The 12694-nt window shown below is 67.1% G+C and carries 9 protein-coding genes; 3 read left to right on the forward strand and 6 right to left on the reverse strand.

The features are described from left to right. Positions 1-134: 134 nt before the first annotated feature. Both ACNQQL_RS17545 and ACNQQL_RS17550 read left to right on the forward strand, forming a co-directional pair. Positions 135-2981, forward strand: coding sequence for an ATP-dependent Clp protease ATP-binding subunit (locus ACNQQL_RS17545; protein WP_347064893.1), 2847 nt, complete (start codon positions 135-137; stop codon positions 2979-2981). Between the two features lie 127 nt (positions 2982-3108). Further along, positions 3109-5388 (forward strand): FdhF/YdeP family oxidoreductase, encoded by a 2280-nt coding sequence (locus ACNQQL_RS17550; RefSeq protein ID WP_347064894.1) that lies wholly within the window; start codon positions 3109-3111, stop codon positions 5386-5388. A 132-nt stretch (positions 5389-5520) separates the two neighbouring features. Here ACNQQL_RS17550 and ACNQQL_RS17555 read toward each other — a convergent pair whose 3' ends face one another. After that, positions 5521-6942 carry a cytosine permease gene (locus tag ACNQQL_RS17555; protein ID WP_347064895.1) on the reverse strand — a complete coding sequence of 474 codons (1422 nt, stop codon included), beginning with the start codon at positions 6940-6942 and terminating at the stop codon, positions 5521-5523. Between the two features lie 388 nt (positions 6943-7330). Here ACNQQL_RS17555 and ACNQQL_RS17560 point away from each other — a divergent pair, with 388 nt between their 5' ends. Further along, a complete protein-coding gene (locus tag ACNQQL_RS17560) occupies positions 7331-8254 on the forward strand; it encodes a LysR substrate-binding domain-containing protein (protein WP_347064896.1) in 924 nt (307 codons plus the stop codon). Positions 8255-8310: 56 nt separating this feature from the next. Here the strand turns inward: ACNQQL_RS17560 and argE are convergent, their stop codons facing one another. From argE to ACNQQL_RS17585, 5 genes are all read right to left on the reverse strand, one after another. Next, complete coding sequence (gene argE, locus ACNQQL_RS17565; protein ID WP_347064897.1) at positions 8311-9474, reverse strand: acetylornithine deacetylase; 1164 nt, start codon at positions 9472-9474, stop codon at positions 8311-8313. Continuing rightward, positions 9467-10144 (reverse strand): DUF1028 domain-containing protein, encoded by a 678-nt coding sequence (locus ACNQQL_RS17570; RefSeq protein ID WP_347064898.1) that lies wholly within the window; start codon positions 10142-10144, stop codon positions 9467-9469. The genes argE and ACNQQL_RS17570 overlap by 8 nt, the downstream gene beginning before the upstream one ends. After that, positions 10141-10590, reverse strand: coding sequence for a RidA family protein (locus tag ACNQQL_RS17575; protein WP_204420793.1), 450 nt, complete (start codon positions 10588-10590; stop codon positions 10141-10143). Before ACNQQL_RS17575 ends, ACNQQL_RS17570 begins: the two co-directional genes overlap by 4 nt. Positions 10591-10665: 75 nt before the next feature. Next, complete coding sequence (locus tag ACNQQL_RS17580; protein ID WP_347064899.1) at positions 10666-11988, reverse strand: NAD(P)/FAD-dependent oxidoreductase; 1323 nt, start codon at positions 11986-11988, stop codon at positions 10666-10668. Positions 11989-12171: 183 nt separating this feature from the next. Further along, positions 12172-12618 (reverse strand): hypothetical protein, encoded by a 447-nt coding sequence (locus ACNQQL_RS17585; RefSeq protein WP_034184499.1) that lies wholly within the window; start codon positions 12616-12618, stop codon positions 12172-12174. Positions 12619-12694: the final 76 nt, after the last annotated feature.

A 12694-nucleotide genomic window follows, 5' to 3' on the forward strand; every position in this document is an offset into this window, starting at 1 on the left:
CGGCGCGACAGCGTGGGCGCGGCCCGCGCGCCGCCGCGCCGCGCGTCGCGTGTTCGCGGTCGGGACGCGCCAGCGCTGCACCGCATCGTGACTTCACCGTTCGACCCACCTTCACAGACAGGAGCCAAACCACCATGCCCGCACTTTGCGATATCTGCCACGCCCGGCCGGCCGTTGCGCGCGCAACCGTGATGCAGGATGGCGAGCGCAAGACGATCTCGATCTGCGACTACCATTTCCGTCAGTTGATGCGGCATCAGAGCATGCTGAACCCGTTCGATTCGCTGCTGGGCGGCGGTGGCTCGTCGTCGCTGTTCGGTGAGCTCGGCGACGAATCGCCGCTCGCCGCCGAGGTGCCGCGCGAATCGGTCGACCCGACCGACGCGTTCAGCGAACAGACGCTCGAACTGCTGCAGCGCGCGGCCGAGAAGGCGCACGAACTGCGTCGCAGCGAGCTCGACTCCGAACACCTGCTCTACGCGCTCGCGGACACCGACGTATGCGCCGCGCTGCTGAAGGAACTGAAGCTGTCGCCGCAGGACATCAAGTCGTATATCGACGAGCATGCGCACACCGGCACGGCCGCCCCCGATGCGCCGCTCGACAAGCTGTCGATCTCGCCGCGCGTGAAGAAGGCCGTGCAATACGCGTTCCAGGCGTCGCGCGATCTGGGCCACTCGTATATCGGCCCCGAGCACCTGCTGATCGGGCTCGCATCGGTGCCGGACAGCATCGCCGGCACGCTGCTGAAGAAATACGGCGTGACACCCGAGGCGCTGCGCCAGAAAGTCGTGAAGGTGGTCGGCAAGGGCGCCGAGGACGGCCGCGTCGACGCGCCGACCGGCACGCCGAACCTCGACAAGTTCGGCCGCGACCTCACCGCGATCGCGCGCCAGGGCAAGCTCGACCCCGTGCTCGGCCGCGCGCAGGAAATCGAAAGCACGATCGAGGTGCTCGCGCGCCGAAAGAAGAACAACCCGGTGCTGATCGGCGAGCCGGGCGTCGGCAAGACGGCGATCGTCGAAGGGCTCGCGCAGCGGATCGTCAACGGCGACGTGCCCGAGGTGCTGCGCAACAAGCGGCTCGTCGAGGTCAACATCAATTCGATGGTCGCCGGTGCCAAGTATCGCGGCGAGTTCGAGGAGCGCGCGAAGCAGCTGATCGACGAAGTGACTGCGAAGCAGGACGAACTGATCCTGTTCATCGACGAACTGCATACGATCGTCGGCGCGGGCCAGGGCGGCGGCGAAGGCGGCCTCGACATCGCGAACGTGCTGAAGCCCGCGCTCGCGCGCGGCGAGCTGAGCCTGATCGGCGCGACGACGCTCAACGAATACCAGAAGTACATCGAGAAGGACGCGGCGCTCGAACGGCGCTTCCAGCCGGTGTTCGTGCCGGAGCCGAGCGTCGAGCAGACGATCGTGATCCTGCGCGGGCTGCGCGACAGTCTCGAGGCGCACCACCAGGTGACGTTCGCCGACGACGCGTTCGTCGCGGCCGCCGAGTTCGCCGACCGCTATATCACGTCGCGCTTCCTGCCCGACAAGGCGATCGACCTGATCGACCAGGCCGCCGCGCGCGTGCGGATCGGCGCGACGTCGCGCCCCGTCGACATCCAGGAAGGCGAAGCGCAGATCGCGCAACTGAAGCGCGAACAGGACTACGCGACGTCGCGCAAGCGCTTCGACGAAGCGAAGCAGTTCGAGGAGCAGATCAACGCGAAGCAGAAGACGCTCGATGAAAAAATGGAGGCGTGGCAGCGTAAGACCGGCTCGGAAACGCTGGAGGTGACGGTCGAATCGGTCGCCGAGGTCGTGTCGCGGCTGACCGGCATCCCCGTGTCGGAACTCACGCAGGAAGAGCGCCAGAAGCTGCTGAAGATGGAAGAGCAGCTGCGCGAGCGCGTGGTCGGCCAGAGCGACGCGGTGGTGGCCGTCAGCGACGCGGTGCGGCTGTCGCGCGCGGGGCTCGGCCAGACCCACCGGCCGATCGCGACGTTCCTGTTCCTCGGGCCGACGGGCGTCGGCAAGACCGAGCTCGCGAAGGCGCTGGCCGAGACCGTGTTCGGCGACGAGCAGGCGATCATCCGCATCGACATGTCCGAGTACATGGAACGGCATGCGGTCGCGCGGCTGATCGGCGCGCCGCCCGGCTACGTCGGCTACGACGAAGGCGGCCAGCTCACCGAGCGCGTGCGGCGGCGCCCGTACAGCGTGATCCTGCTCGACGAGATCGAGAAGGCGCACCCGGACGTCTACAACGTACTGCTGCAGGTGTTCGACGACGGCCGCCTGACCGACGGCAAGGGCCGCGTGGTCGACTTCAGCAACACGATCATCATCGCGACGAGCAACCTCGGCGCCGCGATCATCATGGACAACCTCACGCAGCCGGAAGCCGCGCGCAAGACCGACAAGGCGATCCGCGACGAACTGATGCAGGTGCTGAAGGGCCATTTCCGCCCCGAGTTCCTGAACCGGATCGACGAGGTGATCGTCTTCCACGCGCTGTCGAAGGAGAACATCCGCGCGATCGTGCAGATCCAGCTCGACCGCGTGGTGCGCACGGCCGCCGCGCAGGACATCACGCTCGTGATGGGCGACTCGCTCGTCGAGCACCTGACCGAAGCCGGCTACCAGCCGGAGTTCGGCGCACGCGAACTGAAGCGCCAGATCCGCCAGACCATCGAGACCAAGCTCGCGAAGGAGATCCTCGCCGACCGGCTGAAGTCGGGCGACCGCGTCGAGGTCGACTACGACAAGGACAGCGACGAAGTGATGTTCAACAAGCTCGCCGCGCCGGAAGCGAAGGATACGAAGGACGCGAAGAAGGACGCCGGCGGCAAGGCGAAACCGAACGGCAAGGCGGCCGCCAACGCATCCGGCGACGCGAGCGCCGGCGATGCGCGTGCCGACGTACCGCCGCCCACCGCAAAGCAGTCCGGCAAGAAGTCGTCCGGCGCGAAGAAGGACGCGCACTGAAACCCCCGCCTGCCCTGCATGCCCGGGGCACGCATGACCGACTCCGTCCGACGGACGGAGCCGCACCACGCCGCGACACGGCGCAACCCGAGCCGCCCGCACCGGGCCCGGCTCATGGAGATTCACAATGACAAATCGACGCGAAGTGCCAGGCATCAGGAAGTACGACGGGCCCGCCGGCGGTTGGGGCGCGCTTCGCGCGACAGCCGAGGCCGTGCGCACGCAGATGGAAACCATCGAGGCGCCGATCGTGCTGATGCGGACCAACCAGCCCGACGGTTTCGACTGCCCCGGCTGCGCATGGCCCGACAAGGAACACAAGTCGACGTTCCAGTTCTGCGAGAACGGCGCGAAGGCCGTCACGTGGGAAGCGACGACCAAGCGCGTGACGCCCGAGTTCTTCGCGGCGAACACCGTATCGTCGCTGCTGCGCATGTCGGACTACGAACTGGAGAACATGGGCCGGCTCACGCATCCGCTCGTCTACGATCGCGCGACCGACACGTTCCGCGCGATCGAATGGGACGACGCGTTCGCGCGCATCGGCGAAGTGCTGCGCGCGCTGCCGCCCGAGCAGGTCGAGTTCTACACGTCGGGCCGCGCGTCGAACGAAGCCGCGTACCTGTACCAGCTGTTCGCGCGCGAGCTCGGCACCAACAACTTCCCCGACTGCTCGAACATGTGCCACGAGCCGACCAGCGTCGGCCTGCCGCAGTCGATCGGCATCGGCAAGGGCACCGTGTCGCTGGAGGATTTCGACCACTGCGAGCTGATCATCTCGATCGGCCACAACCCCGGCACGAACCACCCGCGGATGATGGGCACGCTGCATGAGTGCTCGCGGCGCAACGTGCCGATCATCGTGTTCAATCCGCTGCGCGAGCGCGCGCTCGAACGCTTCGCGGATCCGCAGGACATGATCGAGATGGCGTCGTTCGGCTCGACGCGCATCGCATCGACGTACTACCAGCTCGACGCGGGCGGCGACGCGGCCGCGCTGAAGGGCATCATGAAGGCGCTGCTGCAGCTCGAAGCCGAGCGCGGCGACGTGCTCGACCGCGACTTCATCGCTCAGCACACCAACGGCTTCGACGCGTTCTCGGCCGATCTGCAGGTCACGTCGTGGGACGACATCGAGCGCGCGAGCGGCCTCAGCCAGGCGCAGCTCGAACAGGTCGCACTCGCCTACGCGAAATCGAACGCGACGATCGTCACGTACGGGATGGGCGTCACGCAGCACAACAAGGGCACGGCAACCGTGCGCCTGATCGCCGACCTGCTGCTGATGCGCGGCAACATCGGCAAGCCCGGCGCCGGCATCTGCCCGCTGCGCGGCCATTCGAACGTGCAGGGCAACCGCACGGTCGGCATCACCGAGAAACCGTCGGCCGAGTTCCTGAAGAAGATCGAGGACGTATGCGGCTTCACGCCGCCCGCGCATCACGGGCACGACGCCGTGCAGGCGATGCAGGCGATGGTCGACGGCAGCGCGAAGGCGCTGCTGTGCCTCGGCGGCAACTTCGCGGTCGCGCTGCCCGATCCCGAGCTGTCGTTCCCGGCGATGGCGAAGCTCGACCTGAGCGTGCATCTCGGCACCAAGCTGAACCGCACGCACCTGCTGGTCGGGAAGGAAACCTTCATCCTGCCCGTGCTCGGCCGTACCGAGCTCGACATGCAGGCGAGCGGCCGGCAATCGATCACCGTCGAGGATTCGATGTCGATGGTCCACGCGTCGGCCGGCAAGCTCAAGCCGGCGTCCGACCAGTTGCGCTCGGAGCCCGCGATCGTCGCGGGCATCGCGCATGCGACGCTGCCGAACAGCAAGGTCGCGTGGCTCGACCTGATCGCCGACTACGACCGCATCCGCGACCTGATCGACCGCACGGTGTCCGGCTTCGAGGCATTCAACGAACGCATCCGCACGCCGGGCGGCTTCCGGCTGCCGCTGCCGCCCACCGAGCGCGTATGGCCCACGGCGACCGGCAAGGCGATGTTCTCGGTCTACAAGGGCGTCGCGGAAGACGCGGCGGTGCTCGGCGGAGAGCAGGTGCTGCGGCTGATCACGCTGCGCAGCCACGATCAGTACAACACGACGATCTACGGGCTCGACGATCGCTATCGCGGCGTGTTCGGGCGGCGCGACGTGCTGTTCATGAACCCGGCGGATCTCGCGAAGTACGGGCTCGAACACGGCGACCTCGTCGACATCGAGACGATCACCGCGTCGGGCCGCACGCTGCGTCTCGAGAAGATCACCGCGATCGAGTACGACATCGCGCCGGGCTCGGTCGGCGCGTACTACCCGGAAGCGAACGTGCTCGTGCCGCTCGACTACATCGACAAGGAAAGCGGCACGCCGTCGTACAAGTCGGTGCCGGTGCGCGTCGCGCGCTCCGCGGCCGTCTGATGCACGCGCAGGCTTGCGGCGCGTCACCCGCCGCGGGCCTGCCTTCGTCATGTCGAAACGCTTCCACGGGCCGCCGCATCTCGACCGATGCGGTGGTCCCCTCTTCCTGCTCCGCTGCGAAAGGCGCCCCGCTTACTGCACTGCAGTCGGCGGCAGATGCGCACCGCCCTGCCGGCGCCGGTACGCGCTGTCGCGCGTCGCGAGCCAGTAGTACAGCGGCGACGTCAGCACCAGCCCCACGAGCCACGACAGGTCCGCGCCGCCGAGATGCGCGGGAATCGGGCCCGCATACATCGGCGTGTTCATGAACGGAATCTGCACGAGGATGCCGATCGCATACGCGAGCAGCGCCTGCGGATTGAAGCGGCCGTAGATCCCGCCGTCCGCCATGAAGATCGACTGGATGTCGTACTTGCCCTTGTGGATCACGTAGAAGTCGATCAGGTTGATCGCCGTCCACGGCACGAGCACGACCAGCAGCGCGAGCACGAGATCGACGAGGTTGCCGACGAAGTTCGTCGACGCGCCGATCGCCGCGTAGCAGCATGCAACGAAGATCACGACCGACACGGCCGCGCGGGTTTTTGCGGTCGGAATCCACTTGTACGCGAACGTCTGCACCGACGTGATCACCGCGAGCACCGCGCCGTACAGGTTCAGCGCGTTGTGGCTGATCACGCTCAGCAAGAACAGCACGAGCATCAGCGGGCCGAGCGGGCCGGTCGCCTGCTTGACTGCATCCATCGTGTCCGCGCCGGCCGGCACCGCGAGCACCGCGACCGCGCCGAAGATGAACGCGAGCGTCGAACCGATCGTGCAGCCGAGATAGGTCGCCCAGAACGTCGACGCGACGCCGACATCCTCCGGCAGATAACGCGAATAGTCCGATACGTACGGCGCGAACGCGATCTGCCACAACGCCGACAGCGATACCGTCGCGAGCCAGCCCGCGAAGTCGAAACCGCCGCGCGTCAGGAAATCGTCGGTCGTCACGTGCGTGAGGATCATCCAGAAGCCGACCAGGATCCCGATGCCGAGCACCCACGTGCCGATGCGGTTCAGGATATGGATGAAGCGGTAGCCGACGATGCCGATCAGCCCCGAGCCCACCGCGCCGATCACGATGCCGACGGGCACCGGCACCGACGCCGCGATGCCGTGCACCGACTTGCCGGCAAGCACGATGTTCGATGCGAAGAAGCCGACGTACATGACGGCCGCGATCACCGTGACGAGCAGCGCGCCCCACGAACCGAACTGCGCACGGCTCTGGATCATCTGCGGGATGCCCATCTGCGGCCCCTGCGCGGAATGCAGCGCCATCAGCACGCCGCCGACCGCCTGGCCGACGACGATCGCGACGATGCCCCACATCAGGTTCAGGTGAAAGAGCTGCACGCCGAGCGCGCCGGTCACGATCGGCAGCGGCGCGATGTTGCCGCCGAACCAGAGCGTGAACAGGTCGCGCACCTTGCCGTGGCGCTCCGCGGGCGGCACGTAGCCGATCGTGTGTTTCTCTATCATCGGGGACGCGTTGCGGTCCACGTTCGTCATGGTGAAGTCTCCTGTCCTGCGCGGCGATGCGCGCGTGCCGTTTCAGCCTGCCCACGACGGTGCGCGAGCCTGCAATCGGGTCCGGATACGCGAGCGACGACGCGCCGCGTGCACGCGCGGCGATGTCGGCCGAAGCGGACAATGCGCGGCATGCGGGGACGGACGACATGTCCCGCCGGCACGTGTGCGGCCTCGTTGCGATCCGGATTGGAGACGATGGTGCGCCCCCGATGCCGCGACGGAGAAATACTAAAAATATTTCCGGGACATACGAAAAAGCTCTGTAGCGGAAATTTCGGCTTCAGGCTTCTTCAGGTAAGGTGCTACGCGAAACCATGGACAGAATTCGCCCTCGGCGGCATGCCGGGGCCGGGCATCAGAGGTGCATGTGGCTCACTACACTTTGCGGCAACTGAAATACTTCGTGACGACGGTGGAATCCGGCAGCGTCGCCGAGGCGTCGCGCCAGCTTTTCATCGCGCAGCCGTCGATCTCCAGCGCGATCAAGGGGCTCGAGGAAAGCTTCGGCGTGAAGCTGTTCATCCGCCATCACGCGCAGGGCGTATCGCTGACGCCGAGCGGCACGCGCTTCTACCGGAAAGCGCAGGAGCTGCTGCGCATCGCGCACGAATTCGAACAGAACGCGCTCGCCGACAACGACGTGATTACCGGGCAGATCGACATCGGCTGCTTCGAGACGGTCGCGCCGCTCTATCTTCCTCAGCTCATCGCGGGGTTTCGCGAGCGCTACCCGGGCGTCAACATCCGGCTGCGCGACGGCGACCAGCAGGAACTCGTGCAGGGCCTGACGTCCGGCACGTTCGATCTCGCGCTGATGTACGACCATGATCTCGACGGCACGATCGAAACCGAGCCGTTGATGCCGCCGCAGCAGCCGTACGTGCTGCTGCCGGAGAACCACCGGTTCGCGGGCCAGCCGCACGTGTCGTTGCGCGACCTCTGTGTCGAGCCGATGATCCTGCTCGACGTGCAGCCGAGCCGCACGTATTTCGTCAGCCTGTTTCATGAGCTCGGGCTGACGCCGAACATCGTGTTCGGCTCGCCGTCGATCGAGATGGTGCGCGGGATGGTCGGCCAGGGGTTCGGCTTCTCGCTGCTCGTCACGCGCCCGTATTCGGAATATACGTACGACGGCCGGCGCGTCGTGACGATCGGCCTCAGCGAAACGGTGAGCCCGTCCGGGCTCGTGAGCGCACGACTGAAACGCGGGCAGCTCACCAAGCAGGCGCAGTCGTTCGTCGATTTCTGTCGCGAGCGGCTCGCGCGGATCGTCGCGGAATCGTCGCGATAACGAAGGAGAAAAGACGCATGCGCCGCCGGACGGGCGCGTGCGTGTCGGCTATGGGTTCAGGCGGCCGAAGCAAGATGCGCGGCCAGACGGCTCAGCATCGCGTCGCATCCGTGCAGTTGTTCGAGTGTGACGAACTCGTCGGGCTTGTGCCCCTGGTCCATACTGCCGGGCCCGCACACCACGGTCGGAATGCCCGCCTGCCCGAACAGCCCGCCCTCGGTGCCGAACGCAACCGTGCCGAACGCATCGGACCCGCTCAGCATCGCGAGCAGGCGCGCGGCTTCGCTGTCGGGCGCGGTCGCGAGCCCCGGGTACGCGCCGAGCGGCTGCAGTTGGATATCGGTATCAGGCTGCACCGCGCGCATCTTCGGCAACAGTTCGGATTCCGCATAGTCCTGCAGCTTTCTCGGCACGTCGTGCGCATCGAAATCCGGCAGCGCACGCACCTCGAAATCGAACGCGCATTCGGCCGGCACGATGTTCAGCGCGCGGCCGCCCTTGATCAACCCGGTCTGCACGGTCGAGAACGGCGGATCGAAGCGGCTGTCGTGCCGTTCGGGCCGCGCGAGCGCCGCGCCGATCTCGCCGAGCCGGCCGATCAGCTTCGCCGCATAGTCGATCGCGTTGACGCCCGACGGCACATACGCCGAGTGGCACGCGGCGCCCTTCACGTGGCAGCGCATCGCGAGCTTGCCCTTGTGACCGAGCACCGGCTTCAGTTCGGTCGGCTCGCCGATCACGCACAGGCGCGGCCGGTACTCGCGCGCGGCCAGTGCCTCGAGCATCGGCCGCACGCCGACACAACCGACTTCCTCGTCGTACGAGAACGCGAGATGCACGGGCACGCTCAGCGGCCTCGCGACGAACGCGGGCACCGCCGCGAGCACCGAAGCGATGAAGCCCTTCATGTCGGCCGTGCCGCGACCGTACAAGCGGCCGTCGCGCTCGGTCAGCCGGAACGGCTCGACCGTCCACGCCTGCCCGTCTACCGGCACCACGTCGGTGTGGCCCGACAGCGCGATGCCGCCGCGATCGCTTGGCCCGATCGTCGCATACAGGCTCGCCTTCGTGCGCTCCGCGTTGTAGAACAGTTCGCTCGACACGCCGAAGCCCGCGAGATAGTCGCGGATAAACTCGATCATCTCAAGATTCGAATCGCGGCTGACCGTCGCGAACGCGATCAGCCGTTCGAGCAGCGCGCGGCTCGATGCGTCACTCATCGCCCGGCACTCCGTAGCTCGGCGCGGCGGTCGGGTTCAGCGCGCGGGTCTGGTAATCCTGCATCTGCGGTCGATACGCGCGCCACAGCGCGTCGAGCTGCCCGATCGGGTCGGCATCGGCCCAGTCGACGCGCAGGTCGACGATCGGCCAGGTCACGTCGCCGGCCACCTTCAGCGCGGCCGAATGCACCGGCCCCGCCTCGCCGCCGGCTGCGATCGCCGCATGCATCGCGGCCAGCAGGCGATCGGCGAGCAGGCCGGGCGCCTGTTCGAATGCACTCACCATCGCATCGATCACGGCCGGCGCGGCCAGCAGGTTGCCTGCCGCCACGCATTGCTCGCCCTTCACCGCGTGATGCGTGCCGAGCGCTTCCTTGCCGGTGAAACACGCCGTCTGCCCTTGCCCGTCGATCACCGTGACCTGCCGGTACTGGCTCCAGCCGTTCGCGCTGAGCGCGCGGTCGAGCGCCGCGGCGCTCGCGAGCTGTTCGTGCTCGATCAGGTCGAGAATCTGCGGGCCGAGCGCCGGCAGCGTGATGTTCTGCGTCGCGACCGCGCCCACGCCCGCACGCACCCACGGGCAGCGCGCACCCACCGCGATGCTCGACGAGCTGATCGCGATCCCGAGCTGCCCCGTCTCCGGGCAGCGCCCGACGATGGAGAAAGTCATGTCGCCTCCTGTGCGCGGTTCGGCTGCCAGTTGTCCGGGATCACCGCGATCACGTCGATTTCCATCAGCCACTGCGGCTGGCCGAGCGCGGACACGACGAGCCCCGTCGAGATCGGATAGACGCCCTTCAGCCACTTGCCGACTTCCTGGTACACCGGCTCGCGATAACGCGGGTCGATCAGGTAGGTCGTCGTCTTCACGATATGCGTGATGTCGCTGCCGGCTTCCTCCAGCAACTGCTTGACGTTCTTCATCGCCTGCCCGGCCTGCGCGCGCGCGTCGCCGAGGCCGATCAGGTTGCCGTCGAAATCGGTGCCGACCTGGCCGCGCACGTAGACGGTATTGCCGGCCCGCACGGCCTGGCACAGGTCGTTGTCGAGCGTCTGGTTCGGATAGGTATCCTTCGTGTTGAACATGCGGATACGCATATGGGTAGGTTGGCTCATCGAGGTCCTTCGATCGTCGGTGGAAACACCCGCGCGCCGGCAGCGGACGCAGCGCGGCGGGTTCGTGTCTGCTCGTCAGTTCGTCGCTTCGGCGAGCGGGCGCGCGTCGGCCTGCGCCGCTTGCGCGGCCGCGCGATGTTGCGACGCATCGTGGTAGTCGAGGTACTTGCGCTGCGTCACGATGTGATCGGCGATGTGCTTCGCGTCGTGCCACACGCCCCAGATGAAGCTGGAACCGCGCCGCGACAGCCACGGCAGCCCGAGGAAATAGATGCCCGGCTCCTTCGACACGCCGCGCTGATGCTGCGGCTTGCCGTTCGCCGCGAACGCGTCGACGTTCAGCCAGCCGTAGTCGACCGCATAGCCGGTCGCCCAGACGATCGACGTGACGCCGGCACCGGCGAGGTCGAGGGAAAGGATCGGATGCGCGACGCATTCGGGGTCCGGCAGGATGCGGCGCGCGTCCGGCTCTTCCGGCAGGTCGAGGCCGTTGCGCGCCGCATACGCGTCGGCCGCGTCGAGCAGCGACAGGTAGTTCTCATCGCCGCGTGCGAGATTGATCGCGAGGTCGCGTTCGAATGTGACCACGCCGCCGTCGAACGACTTCGTCAGCCCGACCAGCGTCACGCCCTGGTTCGCAAGCGCGCGGAAATCGACCGTATGGCCGCCGCGTGCGCCGCTCACCGCGATCGTCACGTGTTCGCGACCGGGCGTCGCGACTTCCTTGTCCCATTCGCCGAGCACGCCGAGCCACCAGCAGAAGTCGCGGCCGCGATACGCGCGCGGCGGGCGATCGTGCGGGCCGACCGACAGGTAGACCTGCCGGCCCGAGCGTTGCAGCTCGTCGGCGATCTGCACGCCCGACGAACCCGCGCCGACCACCAGCACCGCGCCTTCCGGAAGCTGGCCCGGGTTGCGATAGTCGGCGGAATGGATCTGCACGAGACGTGCGTCGTCCGGCGCGATCGGCGGAATCACCGGGCGCTGGAACGGCCCCGTCGCGACGACCACGCGGTTCGCCTCGATCGTGCCGTCGGACGTCACGACGACGAAGCCCGGCTTGCCTGCGTTGCGCACGACGTTCTTCACTTCGACGCCGGTGCGGATCGGCGCGTTGAATTTCCGCGCATACGCTTCGAAGTAATCCGCGACCTGGTCTTTCGATGCGAACGCATCGGGATCGAGGCCGTCGAATTCGAGCCCCGGGAAGCGGTCGTGCCACGCGGGGCCGTTCGCGACCAGCGAATCCCAGCGCCCGGTGCGCCAGCGTTCGGCGATGCGGCTGCGCTCCAGCACGAGATGGGGCACGCCCAGCTTGCCCAGGTGTTCGCTCATGGCCACGCCGGCCTGCCCTGCGCCGACGACGAGCGTATCGATTGAGGTTGTTTCGACTGCCACGGCTGTCTCCTTCTGAAGTGCGGCTCGATGCGACGTTCTTGCTGTCGCACGAGCTGGAATGGAGACATTCTGCTGACACACCGCCGGAGGCGAAATGATGATTTTTGTTGGTGTTGACGAGCAAAAAGCTGGGTGTCGCGCGGGCGGCGAGCGGCGCAGGACGACGCGCCCGTACTGCGCCGGCTACGCGTTGGTCCATGGACCGGTGCCCTTCTGATACTGGATCACGCCGCCGTTGATCCGCACCCGCAGGTTGCCGTCCGGCACCTGCACCCAGTTTTGCATGTCGAGGCTCAGCATCAGCGCGGCGAAGAAATCCTGCAGCTGTTGCTGCTGGCTGGCCTGCCAGAGATCGATGCGCCCGAGGCAGGTACGCAGGTCGCCGCTCTGCTGCATGATCGTCTCGACCTGCCCGGCCACGTTCGCCGACGGATCGTAAACCTTCGTGCCGTCGCCGCTGACGATCGACAGATGGATTGCGCGCACCGACGTCGGCTGGCCCGGCGTCTGCTCGACGAGCGCGATGCAGCTCGTCATCGCGCCGAAATCGATTTCCGCCGCATCGCCCCAGATGCGCTCGCCAACCGCCAGCGGCGCGGGACCTTGTACGTTGTGAATGTCGTAGGGCATGGGTTCCTCATTTGACTCGATGGGACTGCCGGTGGCGGGGCCGCGACGTGTCCGGGAAAACGGACGCGCGTCGGTC

The organism is Burkholderia sp. LFS061 (assembly GCF_047978125.1).
Taxonomy (GTDB): Bacteria; Pseudomonadota; Gammaproteobacteria; order Burkholderiales; family Burkholderiaceae; genus Burkholderia; species Burkholderia pyrrocinia_C.